At 72.5% G+C, this 16,201-nt stretch carries 11 protein-coding genes; 8 read left to right on the forward strand and 3 right to left on the reverse strand.

Annotated features, from left to right (window positions below; genetic code table 11):
• Nucleotides 1–157: 157 nt before the first annotated feature.
• Complete coding sequence (locus HALOF300_RS17995; protein WP_156742285.1) at nt 158–703, reverse strand: nitroreductase family protein; 546 nt, start codon at nt 701–703, stop codon at nt 158–160.
• 59 nt (nt 704–762) lie between these two features.
• On the opposite strand from HALOF300_RS17995, the gene HALOF300_RS18000 reads away from it, so the two are divergent.
• The 8 genes from HALOF300_RS18000 to HALOF300_RS18035 all read left to right on the forward strand — a co-directional run bounded on the left by HALOF300_RS18000 (nt 763) and on the right by HALOF300_RS18035 (nt 14,824).
• A complete protein-coding gene (locus HALOF300_RS18000; RefSeq protein WP_156742286.1) occupies nt 763–1,323 on the forward strand; it encodes a DNA-3-methyladenine glycosylase I in 561 nt (186 codons plus the stop codon).
• 79 nt (nt 1,324–1,402) lie between these two features.
• Nucleotides 1,403–5,299: a Pls/PosA family non-ribosomal peptide synthetase gene (locus tag HALOF300_RS18005; protein WP_156742287.1), complete on the forward strand. Its 3,897-nt coding sequence runs from the start codon at nt 1,403–1,405 to the stop codon at nt 5,297–5,299.
• Nucleotides 5,296–6,627: a M1 family metallopeptidase gene (locus tag HALOF300_RS18010; protein ID WP_156742288.1), complete on the forward strand. Its 1,332-nt coding sequence runs from the start codon at nt 5,296–5,298 to the stop codon at nt 6,625–6,627. Before HALOF300_RS18005 ends, HALOF300_RS18010 begins: the two co-directional genes overlap by 4 nt.
• Nucleotides 6,628–6,729: 102 nt before the next feature.
• Complete coding sequence (locus tag HALOF300_RS18015; protein WP_156742289.1) at nt 6,730–9,951, forward strand: FtsX-like permease family protein; 3,222 nt, start codon at nt 6,730–6,732, stop codon at nt 9,949–9,951.
• Nucleotides 9,948–12,671 (forward strand): ABC transporter permease, encoded by a 2,724-nt coding sequence (locus HALOF300_RS18020; protein ID WP_156742290.1) that lies wholly within the window; start codon nt 9,948–9,950, stop codon nt 12,669–12,671. The genes HALOF300_RS18015 and HALOF300_RS18020 overlap by 4 nt, the downstream gene beginning before the upstream one ends.
• Nucleotides 12,668–13,693, forward strand: a complete 1,026-nt coding sequence (locus HALOF300_RS18025; protein ID WP_156742291.1) for an ABC transporter ATP-binding protein — start codon at nt 12,668–12,670, stop codon at nt 13,691–13,693. Before HALOF300_RS18020 ends, HALOF300_RS18025 begins: the two co-directional genes overlap by 4 nt.
• Nucleotides 13,690–14,406, forward strand: coding sequence for an ABC transporter ATP-binding protein (locus tag HALOF300_RS18030; RefSeq protein WP_156742292.1), 717 nt, complete (start codon nt 13,690–13,692; stop codon nt 14,404–14,406). The genes HALOF300_RS18025 and HALOF300_RS18030 overlap by 4 nt, the downstream gene beginning before the upstream one ends.
• A gap of 25 nt (nt 14,407–14,431) precedes the next feature.
• The gene (locus tag HALOF300_RS18035; RefSeq protein ID WP_156742293.1) at nt 14,432–14,824 is read left to right on the forward strand and encodes an NUDIX hydrolase; all 393 of its coding nucleotides are present in this window, start codon (nt 14,432–14,434) and stop codon (nt 14,822–14,824) included.
• Here HALOF300_RS18035 and HALOF300_RS18040 read toward each other — a convergent pair.
• Nucleotides 14,810–15,253 (reverse strand): hypothetical protein, encoded by a 444-nt coding sequence (locus tag HALOF300_RS18040; protein ID WP_156742294.1) that lies wholly within the window; start codon nt 15,251–15,253, stop codon nt 14,810–14,812. The two genes, HALOF300_RS18035 and HALOF300_RS18040, sit on opposite strands and share 15 nt — an antisense overlap.
• A 115-nt stretch (nt 15,254–15,368) precedes the next feature.
• Nucleotides 15,369–16,199, reverse strand: a complete 831-nt coding sequence (locus tag HALOF300_RS18045; RefSeq protein ID WP_156742295.1) for an endonuclease/exonuclease/phosphatase family protein — start codon at nt 16,197–16,199, stop codon at nt 15,369–15,371.
• Nucleotides 16,200–16,201 lie beyond the last annotated feature (2 nt).

Consider the following 16,201-nt stretch of genomic DNA (forward strand, 5'->3'; position numbering starts at 1 on the left):
TCCGCTGACCCGAAACGTCGATCCGACCGCACCCGACCCGCATCTCGGGTCAGTGGAACACGCACCCCCGCCATTCCGCTGACCCGAAACGTCGATCGACCCACCCGCCACCCGCATCTCGGGTCAGGGGAACGCGGCTCGGCTACCTCATCGTCGGTCAGGCGCCGTAGCGCTCCCAGCTGACGATCTCCGAGAGCGGCTTTCGGCCGGACAGGCTGGGCGAGGCCTGCGCCTGCGTGGTGTCGGTGTAGCCGAGCCCGATCGCGGACCAGGGCTCGAAGTCATCCGGGATGCGGAGGAGGTCACGGACCTGCTGCCGGCTCTCCGGGGTACCGAACCAGGCGGTCCCGCTGCCGATCCCGAGGGCTCCGGCGGCGAGCATGACACGCTCGGCGAGGCGGCCGTCGTCGTAGGCGACCGACCGGCCCTCGCCCTTGAGCGCGACCACGATCGAGGCGGCGACGCCGGAGAGGAAGGCGGTGAACGCGCCGGCCCCGGCGAGGGCGACGTTGACCTCGGGGTCGGTCACCACGACCAGATGCCAGGGTTGCGTGTTCTTCGCGCTGCCGGTCCAGCGGGCGACCTCGAGAAGCTGTTCGAGGTCATCGCGGGCGATCGGGTCCGGGCGGAACCGGCGGGACTGGCGCAGGCTTCGCAGGGCGGCAAGGGCGGCTTCGGGCGACTGGGTCTCGTAGGTGCTCACGACACCATCCTGCGCCCAGGTAGGCGGCGATGTCCCCGTCCACGTCTACCATCTCGGCCATGGAGACGTTCCGCTGCTTCGGGACTGGCGATCCCCTCTACGAGGCCTACCACGACACCGAGTGGGGCGTGCCGCCGTCGAGCAGCCCCGATGAGAGCGAGCTGTTCGAGCGGATGAGCCTCGAGGCGTTCCAGTCCGGGCTCGCCTGGATCACGATCCTGCGCAAGCGGGAGGGGTTCCGGGCCGCATTCGCGGGGTTCGATCCCGCCGCCGTCGCGGCGTTCGACGAGGGCGACGTCGCTCGTCTCATGGCCGATGTCGGCATCGTGCGGAACCGGGCGAAGATCGCCTCGACGATCGCGAACGCCCGCGCGCTGCTCGACCTGCACGAGCGCGGCGAGCGGCTGGCGGACGTGTTCGAGGCGCATCGGCCGCCCGCCCGGGAGCGGCGGGTGCCGGGGTTCGAGCAGGTACCGTCGAGCACCCCGGAGTCGAAGGCGCTGGCGAAGGAGCTCAAGCGGCGCGGCTTCCGGTTCGTCGGGCCCACCACCGCGTACGCCGCGATGCAGGCACTCGGGTACGTCGACGACCACCTCGAGGGGTGCATCAGCGCACGCTGAGCCGCACGTGACCGGCGCGGGTTCACCCGTCGTTCACCTCGATGACCGATAATCCGGGCATGTCGTCCTGGACCCTGCCTTGAGCCTGCTCGCCGCCGATCTGGCGCCTGCACCGCGGACGTTGGTGGACATTTTCACAGACGTCGTGGCCAGGTACCCGGAGGCCCCCGCGATCGACAACGGCGTCGAGATGCTCACCTACGCCGACCTCAACGAGGCCGCCGAGACGCTCGCCGCGGTCCTCGCGGACGCCGGGGTGACGCGCGGGGACCGCGTGGGCGTGCGGATCACGTCCGGCACCACCGACCTGTACACGGCGATCCTCGGGATCCTGTTCGCCGGGGCCGCCTACGTGCCGGTGGACGTGGATGATCCCGAGGAGCGCGCCCGGACCGTGTTCGGCGAGGCTGCCGTGGCGGCCGCGCTCGGCGACGACCTGGTCGTCACGTCGCACCGGCAGAGCGACAGCGCCGGTGACGCCGGGGCTGCCGGCACCAGCGATCCCGGCGGCCCGGGCCTGACCGACGACGCCTGGATCATCTTCACGTCCGGATCCACCGGCACCCCGAAGGGCGTGGCCGTCTCACACCGCAGCGCCGCGGCCTTCGTGGACGCCGAGGCGGAGCTCTTCCTGCAGTCCGACCCGCTCCGCCCGGGCGACCGGGTCATGGCCGGGCTGTCCGTCGCCTTCGACGCCTCGTGCGAGGAGATGTGGCTCGCCTGGCGGTACGGCGCCTGCCTGGTGCCCGCGCCCCGGTCCCTGGTCCGCAGCGGGATGGACCTCGGCCCGTGGCTGGTGGCGAACCGGATCACGGTCGTGTCCACCGTGCCCACCCTGGTCTCGCTGTGGCCGCCGCAGGCCCTCGACGACGTCCGGCTGCTCATCGTCGGCGGCGAGGCTTGCCCGCCGGAGCTCGGGGCCCGGTACGCGAGCGCCACCCGCGAGGTGTGGAACACCTATGGCCCCACGGAGGCGACCGTGGTCTCCTGTGCTGCGCGGCTCACCGGCGAGCCGCCGGTCCGGATCGGGCTGCCGCTCGCGGGCTGGGACCTCGCCGTGGTCGACGACCAGGGGATGCCGGTGCCACCGGGCGGCACCGGGGAATTGATCATCGGTGGTGTGGGCCTGGCCCGCTACCTGGACCCGGCCAAGGATGCGGAGAAGTACGCCCCGATGCCCTCCCTCGGTTGGGACCGGGCCTACCGCAGCGGCGACCTGGTCCGCTACGAGGAGGAGGGCCTGCTGTTCGCGGGCCGCATCGACGACCAGATCAAACTGGGCGGTCGGCGCATCGAGCTCGGTGAGATCGACTCCGCGCTGATGGACCTGCCCGGGGTGAACGGGGCTGCGGCCGCCGTGCGCACGACGTCCTCCGGGAACCAGCTGCTCGTCGGCTACCTCACCGTCGACCCCGGGTTCGATGCCCCGGCTGCCCTGGCCCGGCTCCGCGAGAGCATGCCCGCGGCCCTCGTGCCGCGGCTCGCCCCGGTGGACACCCTGCCGACCCGCACGTCCGGCAAGATCGACCGGGACGCCCTGCCGTGGCCGGTGCCCACCGCGAAGTCGACGTCGGCCCGACCGTCCACCCTGACCGGCACCGCCGCGTGGGTCGCCGAGCTGTGGGCGGAGATCCTCGCCGTCGACGGCGCCGGGCCGGCCGACGACTTCTTCGACCTCGGCGGCGCCAGCCTCACCGCCGCGCAACTCGTCGCGCGGCTGCGCGAGCGGTACCCCGAGGCGACCGTCGCGGACGTCTACGAGCAGCCAACGATCGCCTCGCTGGCCGCGTACCTGGACGCTCTCGCCGCCCCCACCGGGCGCACGAACGAGCCGGTGCACCCGGTCCCGCTGAAGACCCAGGTCGGTCAGGTGCTCGCCACGTTCGCCCTGCGCACCCTCGGCGGGATGCGCTGGCTCACCTGGATCGCTGCCGCGAACAACGTCGCCGTGGCAGCCCTGGACCTGGGATGGCTGCCGACGCTGTCCTGGTGGTGGGTACTTGCCGGATGGCTGCTGTTCCTCACCCCGCCCGGACGGGTCCTGCTCACCGCGGCGCTCGCCCGGATCATCCTGCGTGGGGTGACGCCGGGCACCCATCCCCGGGGCGGCAAGGTGCACCTGCGGCTCTGGCTCGCCGAACGGGTGGCCGAGGAGATCGGCGTGCTCAACCTCTCCGGTGCCCCGCTGATGACCTGGTACGCCCGGACCCTCGGCGCCACGGTCGAACGCGGTGTCGACCTGCACACCATCCCCCCGATCACCGGGATGCTCACGCTCCGCACGGAGGCCTCGGTCGAGGCCGAGGTGGACCTGAACGGGTACTGGCTGGACGGGCACACCCTGTACGTCGGCCGGATCGAGGTCGGGCCGAGGGCCAGGATCGGTGCGCGCAGCATGGTCCTGCCCGGGTCCGTGGTCGGTGCCGGCGCGGAGATCGGCGCGGGTTCGCTCGTCTCCGGCGAGGTCCCCGCCGGCGAGGAGTGGTCCGGCTCACCCGCCACCCGCCGCCGCAAGGCTCGCGGCCCGTGGCAGGACCAGCAGCCCCCTCGGCGCCGCGGCTGGCAGTTCGCGTACGGGCTCACCGCGTTCCTGCTCTCCGCCATGCCCGTGCTCGCCGTCGGCGCCGCGATCGCGGTCATCGCACCGGCCGTGCGGGGTTCGCAGTCCCTCGGCGAGACCGCGCTCGCGGCGCTCGCGTGGCTGCCGCTGGCCACCGTCGTCGGGGGGTTCGCCCTGGCGCTGCTGGTCCTGGTCACCGTCCGGGCGTTCTCGATCCGGCTGCAGCCGGGGCCGCACCCGGTCCACGGCCGGATCGCCTGGCAGGTCTGGAGCACGTTGCGGGTGTTGGACGAGGCTCGCACCTGGCTGTTCCCGCTGTACGCGAGCTGGCTCACGCCCACCTGGCTGCGGCTGCTCGGGGCGCGGATCGGCAAGGACGTCGAGGCCTCCACGGTGCTGCTGGTCCCGTCGCTGACCACCGTGGCCGACGGCGCGTTCCTCGCCGACGACACGCTGCTCGGCGGTTACGAGCTCGGCGGCGGCTGGCTGCGCGCGGAACACGTGAAGATCGGCAAGCGCGCGTTCGTCGGGAACTCCGGGATGACGGCGCCCGGCCGGAAGGTTCCCAAGCGCGGTCTGGTCGCGGTGCTGTCCGCCGCGCCACGGCGCACCAAGGCGAAGTCCGGCACGTCCTGGCTGGGCAGCCCGCCGACCAAGTTGCGTCGCTCCGCGGCCGAGGGTGGCGAGGAACGCACCTACGCTCCGCCGACCCGGCTCCGTGTGGCCCGTGCCCTGGTTGAGGCGTGCCGGGTGATCCCGGTGATGGTGGCATCCGCGATCGGGCTCGGTGTGGTGGTCGCCGTGCAGGCCCTCGCGATCCTCGCGTGGTGGCTGCCGGTGCTCGGCACCGGGCTGGTGCTGATCGTCGGTGGCGCCGTGGCGGCCGGCGTCACCGTGGGCGCCAAGTGGCTCCTGATCGGAAAGGTGCGGGTCGGCGACCACCCGCTGTGGAGCACGTTCGTGTGGCGCAACGAGCTCGCCGACACGTTCACCGAGGTGGTCGCGGCGCCCTGGTTCGCCCGTGCGACGCTCGGCACCCCGGTGCTGAACGTGTGGCTGCGCCTGCTCGGGGCGAAGGTGGGCCGCGGCGTCTGGTGTGAGAGCTACTGGCTGCCCGAGATGGACCTGGTCGACCTCCGTGACGGGGTCACCGTGAACCCCGGCTGCGTGGTGCAGACCCACCTGTTCCACGACCGGGTGCTCTCCCTCGAACAGGTCACGCTCAGGGTGGGCGCAACGCTCGGCACCCACAGCGTGATCCTGCCGTCGGCGACGCTCGGCCGGCACGCTACCGTGGGACCGATGTCTTTGGTGATGCGCGGCGAGTCGGTGCCGGACAAGACCCGCTGGATCGGCAACCCGATCGGACCGTGGGTCGACGACGACGCGGACGACCCCGTGCTGTCAGCCCGATGAGCGCGCCGGCAGGGGCCGACCGCTATGTCCCGGGCCACGGCGACACCTCCTACTCGGTGCGCCGGTACGAGGTGGAGATCGACTACCGACCGGGCGTTCACCAACTCACCGGTACAGCGGTCATCAGTGCCGTCGCCGAGACGGACCTGGCCAGGTTCGCGCTCGACCTGCACGCCCTGCGGGTCACGAAGGTCCGCCTGGACGGGGCGAACGCGAAGTACTCACACCGGTCCGGCCGGCTCGTCATCAAGCCGCGGGAGCAGATCACGGCGGGCGCCACCTTCACGGTGACCGTGCACTACGACGGCCCACCGGAGACCGTACCCGGCATCGACGGCGAGGCCGGCTTCGAGGAGCTCGAGGACGGGGCGATCGTCGCCTCCCAGCCGCACGGGGCGCCGTCGTGGTTCCCCTGCAACGACCGGCCCTCTGACAAGGCGAGCTATGCGATCGCGGTGACCGTTCCGAACGAGTATCTCGTGGTCGCCAACGGCACCTTCACCGGCAGCCGGCGCCGGTCCAGCCGCACCACCTGGACGTTCGACCAGCCCGAACCCATGGCGACGTATCTCGCGACCGTGCAGATCGGGCGGTACACGATCGCCGACGACGGCGGGTCCCCGGCGCTGCGGGTCGCGCAGACCGCCGGGTCGAACGGCAAGGTCAGGGCGACCTTCGGTCGCCAGCGCGAGATGATGACGCTGTTCGAGCGGCTCTACGGCCCGTACCCGTTCGCAAGCGGCTACACGGTGGTGGTCACCCCGGACGACCTGGAGATCCCGCTCGAAGCGCAGGGCCTGTCTATCTTCGGCGCGAACCACCTGAGCACCGACTGGGAGACCCAGCGGCTCGTCGCCCACGAGATGTCGCACCAGTGGTTCGGGAACAGCCTCACGCTGCGGCACTGGCGCGACATCTGGCTGCACGAGGGCTTCGCCTGCTACAGCGAGTGGCTGTGGTCGGAGGCCGGTGGCGGCCCGAGCGCCGCCGAACACGCAGCCCGGCAGGCCAAGCGGCTGGCCGCCCTGGACCAGGACCTCGTGCTCGCCGACCCGGGCCCGGACCTGATGTTCGACGACCGGATCTACAAGCGCGGTGCGCTCGCCCTGCATGCGCTACGGCTGCGGATCGGCGACGAACCGTTCTTCGGCCTGCTGCACGCCTGGGCCACCACCTACCGGCACGGCGGCGTAACCACGCAGATGTTCACGGAGCTCGCCCAGGAGCGCACCGGGGTGGACCTGGAGGAGTTCTTCACGTCCTGGCTCTGGAGCAAGCCGCTGCCACCGCTGGACCCGACCGCCGGACGGCGGCGCAAGGGCGCCTGACCTGCGCCCGCATGCCACGCCCGGCCCGATGACGGCGTAGCAGCCCGGCCGGGACCGCTACGATGCCACCTTCGGTGACTATGGGGCCACGAGGGGCGGCAGATGCAGCGTTACACCTACGCGCTGCAGCGCACCCGTGCCCGGTCGGCGATCGTGACGGTCCTGCTCCTGATGGCCGCGCTGGTCACGGCGGCGCTGGCCGGAACGGTCACCTACCTCGACACCGCGTCCGCCGCGGCGGTCCGGACCGTGCTCGCCGACGCCGGCGGTGCCCGGTCCACCACCACGGTGCAGACGCGGCTCGACGGCGACGGGCTGGATCAGGACGAGGCCGCCCGAGCGGTGATCGCGGCGGAACTGCCCGACGATGCCGTCCTCTGGCGAACGCTGCGTACGGTCGGAGTGCCGGTCGCCTCGGGCGTCGAGGACGACGGTTCCGACGGTTCCGGTGAGGACTCCGACGGCGACCCTGCCGGCGGGTCCGACGCGACCCTCGTGCTCGGCGTCGACGACTCGATCATGGAGTTCGCGGAGCTGACCGGGGGTGCGTGGCCGACCGGACCCACCGAGGCGGCGCTGCAGGCCGACGCCGCCGAGACCCTCGGCCTCGAGGTCGGTGACGTGATCGCCCTCGGCGTCGAGGAGGCCGAGGTCCCCCTGACGCTCGCGGGCACGTGGCGGGCCGCCGATCCGGAGCACCCGCACTGGGCCGGCGAGGCACTCGTGGCGGGCGGCACCGACCCGATCACCGGTGAGTTCGGTCCCCTGATCGTCACGGAGCCGGCCCTAGATCAGCTCGGCTCCGTGCCGTACGTCCGGTGGACCATCACGCCGCCAGCGACCGTGACGGATGCGGACCTGCCGGAGTGGCGCTCTGGCCTGGCCGGGCTCGAGCAGGCCATGAACGACGCCGGTGTGGACGTCCGCGGGCTGACGGTCGCCGCCGGCCTGGCGGACACGCTCGACGATGCCGCGTCCGGGCTCGCCGCGGTGGACGCGGCGACCACGATCCCGCTGGTGATCGTCGCCCTCGTCTCGCTCGTGGCCGTCTGGCAGATCGCCCGGCTCCTCGCTGCCCTGCGCGAACGCGAGACCACGGTGCTGCTCTCCCGTGGCACGGCCAACGCCCAGCTGATCCGCATGGGTGCGGCCGAGGCGGTGCTCCTGGCCGTGCCCGGCGCGGTGCTCGGCGCCGTGATCGTGTTCGTCGCCCTCGGCACCCGTGCCGGGGCGCGCCCGCTCGCGATCGCGGCCATCGCCGCGGCCGTGGCCGTGATCACGGCGGTGATCCTGACCGGTGTGGGCGCCGTCGCGACTCTGCGGGGCCTCCGGCCGACCTCGGAGAGTGGCCGGTCCTCCACCATCATGGCCGGCGGTGCCCTGGTGCTGGTGGTCCTTGCCGCGGCGTTCACGCTCTGGCGCTTCACATTGAACGGTTCCCCGCTCGTGCCGGGCACGGCTGTGCCGGATCCACTCGCCGTGGTCGGCCCCGCGCTCGGTCTGCTGGCGGTCGCGCTCGTCGCCGTGGCGCTGGCCGGCCCGGTGACGGCGTGGCTCGCCGGCCGGGCCGAGCGCGGCCGGTCCTACTCCCCCACGATGCCCCTGCGTCAGACGGCGCGGCGGATCTCGCTGAACGCGGTACCGGTGATCCTCGTGGTGCTCGCCACCGCGATCACCACCCTCGCGGCCGGGTACGCGGGCACCTGGACGCAACTGCGCACGATGTCCGCCCAGGTGAGCAGCGGCGCGGACGTCCGGGTGGTGTACGGCTCGCGGGTATCCGGCGAGACGCCGCGCGGCGTGACCGACTACCTCGACGTGCCCGGGGCGGCCGGAGTCACCGGGGTGCTGCAGACCTCGATGCGCCAGGAGGAGCTCGACGGCCAGCTGACCGTCATGCCGGCCACGGACCTGGGCGTCGGATCAGCACCCAGCACCGTCCTGGACCCGGCCGCCGTGGCGGACCTCCTCGGCGCAGACCCGGACGTGCTGAGCGGGCCGGAGCTACCCGCGGGCACCACCGAGCTGTCCCTGACCACCACGGTGGCGGCCCACTCCAGCGACATCGGCGGCGGACCCGACCGGCAGGTGGTGTTCGCCCTCTGGCTGTTCAACGGCGTCGAGCTCGTGCGCCTGCAGTCCGACACCACGATCGCGCGCGCCGAGGGGACGTTCACCTTCGACGAGGCCACCCAGAGCGCGCAGATCGTCGAGGCACCCGGACAGGGTGAACCGGTGACCACGACCACGACCCTGGATGTGTCACCGGGCACCTGGCGCATGGTTGCCGTCGACGCCGTCATCGAGTCCGGATGGGCAGTGACCGACTACGACCTCTCCGTGGACTCGCTCACCGCGGACGGGGCAGACGTGCTCGCGGACGTCGGCGCGGACTGGACGCCGGACATCCTCCCCCTCGCCGATCCGACATCGACGATCAGCCCCGGCGACGACGGCGTCCTGTCCGCGTCGGTGCTGAGCATCGGGCCGGAGATCGGCTTCGCCGGGCGGACGAACCGCGCCGAGCCGGTCCGGTTCATGCCGGCGTCCACCGATCGACCCACCCTGCCGGTCGTCACCACTGGCGCCTGGGACGGCCTGATCCTGCCCGGTGGCACCGACGTGCTGGTGAACGGCGTGACCGTGCGGATGGAGGCGGCCGGAGAAGTGGCCGTGGTGCCGGGCAACCCGAACCCGGCGGCCGCGCTCGCGGACCTGCCGACCTTCGCGGACGTGATGCTGCGGTCCACCGTGAACGTCCCAGCGATCACCGAGACGTGGATCGACGCCGAGCCCGGTGCCGCCGGCGAGGTCGCGACGGCGGCCCGCGCGATCGCCGACCCGCGCGCCGAGGTGCAGCTGGGCGCCGACGGCTCCGCGGACCCGATCGCAGCGCCCGCGCGCACCGTGTACTGGGTGGCTGCGGTCTGCGCGCTGCTGCTGGCGATCCCAGCGGTTGCCGCGGTCGCGCTGACCCAGGCCGCGGCCCGGCGGGGTGAGGTGGTGGTGCTGCGCGCCGTCGGGGTGGGCTCCGCGCAGCAGGCCAGGTCCCGGCGTCAGGAACTGCTGGGCCTCGAGCTCGGCGCGGTCCTGGCGGGGATCGTGGCGGGGGCCGGTGTGTCGTGGCTCGTCATGGTGGACCTGGTCCGCTCGACCACCCCGCAGATCTCCGAGGCCGTGCCGCTCGGGCTGCGTTTCGACCTGCCGGTCGGCCTGGCCCTGCTCGGCGTGATCGTCGCGACCGTGGCCGGCGTCGCGTTCTGGTACGGCCGCCGGGTGCGTGCCCAGGCCCTCGACACGACGTGGCGGGAGGAGATCCGATGAGGTTCTCTCTGATGCGCCGCCAGGCCGCGAGTTCTCCCGGTGCGTCGATCGCGCTCGCGCTGATCGTCCTGGTCGCGGCCGGCCTGTTCACCGCGTGGCCGCGGCTGCAGCAGTCCACGTTCAACGACGAGATCAACTACCAGATCGATCAGACCCCGGCACCGGTGCGGGCTCTGACCGGCGGCTACAGCGGCTGGTTCCTCGATCAGGATCCCGACGCGTGGTCCCGGCTCGACGCGTCCCTCGCCGACGCCGTGGCGGACGGCGGTCCCGCGCTCGCCGCGAGCGCGGGCACCCCGCGCTACTCGGTCACCTCGGACGAACCGTTCCTGCCGACCCTGCCCAATGGGTTGCCCTCGGACCTGGTTGAGGCGGGTCTGCTGCTGCGGATCGATCCCGGCATCGCCGACCACCTCCGGATGGTCGAAGGGGATCTCCCCGCCCCGTCGCCGGTGGACGACCTCATCAACGAGGCGCAGAACCAGGAGGAGTGGGACGCGCTCCTGACGGGTACCTTCCCGGCCACGGACATCATCCTCTCGGTCGAGACGGCGGAGCGGCTCGGACTGGCTGTCGGGGACGTCCTGGTCCTGCCGCGCTTCGGTGGTGGCGCGGAGATCCCGCTGCGGTTGAGCGGGGTCTTCGAGCCGGCCGATCCGGCAGACCCGCAGTGGCAGTTCCAGCTGAACACGGTGCGCCCGCTGATCATCGACGACCCCAACACCGGCCTGCATCTCACCGCGACCGGGTACGTGAGTCCGGAGACCGTGGCGTGGCTGACCAATACCGGCCTGGCGGCGATGAGTGCCGAGTTCTGGATCCCCATCGAACCGACCACGACGGACACCCTCGCACTGATCGCCGACCTGCGTTCCTTCACCGGCACGCCGCAGAGTCTCGACTACTCCAGCCACAGCCCGCCCGTCGAGGTGCGGTTCGACAGCGGCCTGACCGACGTGCTCTCGGGTGCGACGGCTCGCTGGCAGGGCACGGCGGCGGTACTGACGATGGTCGCGGCCGGACCGGCCGGGGTCGTCTTCGCGATCCTCGCGCTCGGAGCCCGGCTCGCCGTGTCCCGGCGCAGGACCACACTGGCCCTGCTCAGTGCCCGCGGTGGCTCCGGTGGCCAGGTCCGCGGGATGCTCGCCCTCGAGGGCCTGGTACTCGGCCTACCCGCCGCAGCGCTCGGGGCTGTGCTCGCGACCGCCCTCGTGCCGAGTCCGCAGCCGGGCTGGACCGACTACCTGCTACCTGCCGCCGCCGGACTCGCGCCAGCGGTCTTCCTCGCGGCCTCCCCGGTACCGAGCCTGCGGGCGTCCCGGCCGGACCTGAGCGCCCGGTCGACGAGCCGGTGGCGGTGGGTCGTGGAGGTGGTGGTGCTCGCCCTTGCGGCGGCAGCGGTCTACCTGATGCTCCAGCGCGGGATCGGGGACGCGACGGCGGAGGCGGACCCGGTCGCCACGGCCACCCCGCTGTTGCTGGCCCTGGCCGCCTGTGTGATCGCGCTGCGGCTGTACCCGGTCCCACTCAGGATGGTCCATGCCCTGACCCGGTCCCGGCGGCGCCTCGGCGGCTTCCTCGGGTCCGCCCGCGCGATCCGCGAGGGTTCCGCCGGTGTGGTGCCGATGCTCGCCCTGATCGTGGGGATCTCGATCGCGGTGTTCTCCACCACGATGATCACGACGCTGCGTTCGGGCACGGACAGCGGCGCCCTGGCGGACGCGGGCGCGGACATCAGGATGTCCGGCCCCGTCTACTCCGAGGAGCTGATCGCACAGATCGCAGCGACCGACGGCGTGACGGACGTCGCGGCGGTGACCGCGATCCCGAACACGCCGCTCAGCGAGGATGGCACCATCCGTCGACTCGACCTGTACGCCGTCGACTCCGACGCCCTGGCCCGGGTCCAGGAGGACGTGCCTGGCGCGCTGGACGTCTCCGAGCTCGCCACGCCCGACGGCGACTCGCTGCCGATCGTGGTGTCCACCGGGCACGAGGTGGAGACCGAGGTACCACTCGAACTGGTCTTCTCGGACGCGGTCCCGGTGAGCGTCGTGGGGCAGGCGGAAGCCGCATCGGGGGTGGCGGAAGGCCGGTCCTGGGCAGTGGTGGACCTCGGCCTGCTCCGCGGGGCCACCGGTCAGAACCTGTCCCCCCGGCTGCTGCTTGTGGACGTCGCCGACGACGCGGACCCCGCGCTCATCGCCGAGACGCTGCATGACGTCGTCGGCGGCGAGGGCCAGGTCACCTCGCCGGCGCAGAATGCGGCCGACGTCTTCGCCTCGCCCAGCGCCGGTTCGATGATCCGGGGCTTCGTGATCGCGCTGGTGGTCTCGGTGCTGCTGAGCATCGTCGCTCTCGTGATGACCCTCGTGCTCGCGGCACCGGCGCGGGGCCGGCTGATGGCCGTGCTGCGCACCCTCGGGGTGGGCCCCGGGCTGACCCGGAGCCTGGTCGCCTGGGAGACGGCGCCGCTGACAGTGGTGGCAATCGTGGTCGGCACCGCCCTCGGGCTGGTCCTGCCCCAGCTCGTGGGAGCCACGGTCGATCTGCGACCCTTCACGGGTGACGACGCCCAGCCTCCGATCATCTATGACCCCCTGCTCCTGGTCGGGGTGATCGCCGGCGTCGTGGCGATCCTGGCCGGTTGCGTCGTCCTCGCCAGCGGGATCGCCCGCCGGCTGTCCTTGTCCGTCCTGCGGATCGGAGATGCCCAATGACCACCACCGACACGACGACGCCCGCCGCCGATGCGCCACCGCGCGGCGGGGAGATCCTCTGCGAGGACGTGGTGCGGATCTTCTCCGCCGACGGCATCGAGGTGCAGGCGCTGCAGGGCCTCAACCTGCACGTCGCGGCCGGGGACCTGGTCGCGATCGTGGGCGCCTCCGGGTCCGGGAAGTCCACGCTGCTGACCATCCTGTCCGGCCTGGACACGCCAACGGCGGGGAAGGCGAGCGTGGCCGGCACCGACCTGCTCACCATGCGCCGCCGTGCCCGGGTCGACTACCAGCGACACACCGTCGGGTTCGTCTGGCAGCAGACCTCACGCAACCTGCTGCCCTACCTCACCGCGCTCGAGAACGTGTGCCTGCCGATGTCACTGGCCGGCAAGGCGTCGGTCCCCCACGCCGAACAGCTCCTCCGGCTGCTCGGCGTGGAGCACTGCCGCGACCGGAGGCCGACCGAGATGTCCGGCGGCGAACAGCAACGTGTTGCGATCGCCGTCGCCGTGGCGAACTCACCGAAGGTGCTACTTGCCGACGAGCCGACCGGTGAGCTCGACGAGGCGACCAGCGTCGAGGTGCTCGAGATGATGCGGGCGGTGAACGCCAAGCTCGGCGTGACCGTCCTGATCGTGACGCACGACCCGACGGTCTCCGAGCACGTGCGCCGCACGGTACAGATCCGGGACGGGCGCACCTCCACCGAGGTGCTGCGCCGCCGGGAGACCGACGAGCACGGTCAGGAACAGCACATCGCCGAGGAGTTCGCGGTGCTGGACAAGGTCGGCCGGATGCAGCTGCCACACGACTTCGTCGGCGCCCTCGAACTGAAGGACAGGGTGCGCCTGGCCCTGGAACCGGACCACGTCGGCGTCTGGCGCGACGCCACGAACGACCCGAAGCCCGCGCCGGAAGGCGACGCCCCGCCGTCGGGCGCTTCGTTCGACCAAGCCGGCCCGAGCGGCGTGGACGACACCGGACCGACCCAGCCGCCCGCTGCTGAGGAGACCCGATGAGCACCTCGACCGCTGCGCTGACGGCGACCGGGATCAGCCGCGTCTACCCGAGCCCGTCCGGGGACGTCCAGGCGCTGGAGGACGTCAGCCTCGACCTGCACTCCGGTGAACTGCTCGTGGTCCGCGGGCCCTCGGGCTCGGGCAAGACGACCCTGCTGAACATCCTCGGTGGCCTGGACGCCCCGACGTCGGGCACCGTGCACCTCGGGACGCGGGAACTTACCGCCATGCCGGAGACGCAGGCCCTCGACGTGCGCCGCCGGGAACTGTCCTACATCTTCCAGTCGTTCGGGCTGATCCCGGTGCTCTCCGCAGCGGAGAACGTCGAGGTGCCGCTGCGGCTGCTCGAGACCGAACCGGCCGAGCGGGACGAGCGGGTCGCCGCCACGCTGGAGCTCGTGGGGCTCGGGGCGCACGCGAACCAGCGCCCCTACGAGCTCTCCGGTGGGCAGCAGCAGCGCGTCGGCATCGCCCGGGCGTTGGTGACGGAGCCGAAGATCCTGATCGCCGACGAGCCGACCGGTCAGCTCGACTCCGGCACCGCCGCGACCATCATGGAGCTCCTCTCCGAACTCACCCACGCTCGCGGCGTGGCGGCCGTGGTCTCCACGCACGACCCGCTACTGATGGCGCGGGCGGACCGGGCGGTCGAGCTGCACGACGGCGCCCTGCGCCGGCACGGGCGGCACGCCTCGGACGCTGCGGCCGATTGACGCAGCCCCGGCGTACCGTGTTCGGGTGCCCACCACCCTGACCATCTCCGCGGTGTGCTTCACCACCGACGACCACCTGCTCACCGTCCGCAAGCGCGGCACCTCCCGCTTCATGCTCCCGGGTGGCAAACTCGACGACGGCGAATCACCCGCGCAGGCAGCCGTGCGGGAGGTCGCCGAGGAGCTGGGCATCGAGCTCGACGAGGCGGACCTGGTCCCACTCGGGACGTTCCGCGAGGAGGCCGCGAACGAGCCGGACACCCACGTGGATGCCACCGTCTACACGGCCGAGCTGTCCGGGACACCCGACGCCGCCCGCGAGATCGCGGAACTGCGATGGACGCCGATCGGAACCTCGCCCGCGGACCTGGCCCCGCTGCTGGCCCGGCACGTGCTGCCCGCGCTACGCACCCGCTGATCGGCGCAGCAGCGCCCGGAACTCGGCGTCGTGGGCGTCCACGGGCTCAGCATCGTCGCCGGTCGCGACGAAGAACGCCAGGAACGTGCTCGACGGCTCGGCGTCGGTGAGCAGCTCGCGCCAGGACCACAGGTTCGGGTGGTCCACGTGCGTGGCCGCCTCCGCAGGGGCGAGCAGCACGGCCGCGGCGGCCAACTGCTCCCGGGTCAGCGGGTAGGTGCCGGTGCGGTCGGTGTAGCCGCACACCGAGGCCAGCACGACCGCGGGCAGCCGGTGCGAGCTCCCCACGGCGTTCACGGCGCCGAACGTCAGCGTTCCGGAGTCCACGCGCGCGATCCCGTAGGACGCCGGAGCCACGTACCCCGGGATGGTGGCGGCGAGATCGCGGCGCGCCGCAGCCAGTTCGGAGTCCGTGCGCCACGCCTGCATGTAGGGCTCCCGTTCACGACGAGCCGGATGGGACGTCACGATTATGTACGGCGCGACCACGACCGGTCATCTACGTCCCATCGGCCGGACCGAGGCCGGGCCGCCCCGGCGCCGGTCAGGCCGGCACGGTCAGGTCCACGACCACGGGGAAGTGGTCGCTCGGGATCACCGCGGCAGCGGGCCGGAGGGTCTCGTGGGCGTGCACGGTGATGCCGCCCCGGACGAACACATGGTCGATCCGGGCGTTCGCGTCCGCCAGCGCCGTACCGGGGGTCCAGTCGTGGAACGTGCCCGCCGGACCGGCAGGCCGGGTCCGCGAGGTGGCGTGGGCCTCCTCCCAGCCCGCCCGCCGGGTGTCGGTCAGCGTCGTGGACCCGGGACCGGCATTGAAGTCGCCGAGCAGGACCTGGGCCTGGCCAGGTGCTCGGGCCGCGGTCTTGGCCCGATCGTGCACGACGGCGAGCTGGCGCCTGCGGAGCGTCTCGTCCAGGTGGTCGAGGTGGACGTTCCAGACGTGCAGTCCGCGGCCGGACGCCGGCGCGTCGGGCGGCCGCACGTGCGCCCAGGTGCAGATCCGGGGTAGCGCACCGTCGGTGTATCTGCTCGGCACCTCGGGCGTGGCCGAGAGCCAGAACGTGCCCGCGTCCAGGACGGTCAGGTCCGAACGGACCAGTAGCGGGGCGGCCTCACCGGCCCGTGCGCCGTCGTCGCGGCCGACGCCGAGCACGCTGTAGTCGGGCAGATCCGCGGCCAGGTCGTCGCGCTGCCCGGCGAGTACCTCCTGCAGGGCGACCACACCGGCGCCCGAGTCCCTGATCACCCCGGCGACGGCGGCGCGACGCCCCGCCCATGCGGCCCGCGGATCGGCCACGTCGTCGAACTTGATGTTGAAGGTCATGATCCGCAGCGGTACCGGCGCAGCGGCGGACGCAGGTTCGTCGAGCATGG

The organism is Occultella aeris (genome assembly GCF_902703175.1).
Classification (GTDB): Bacteria; Actinomycetota; Actinomycetes; order Actinomycetales; family Beutenbergiaceae; genus Occultella; species Occultella aeris.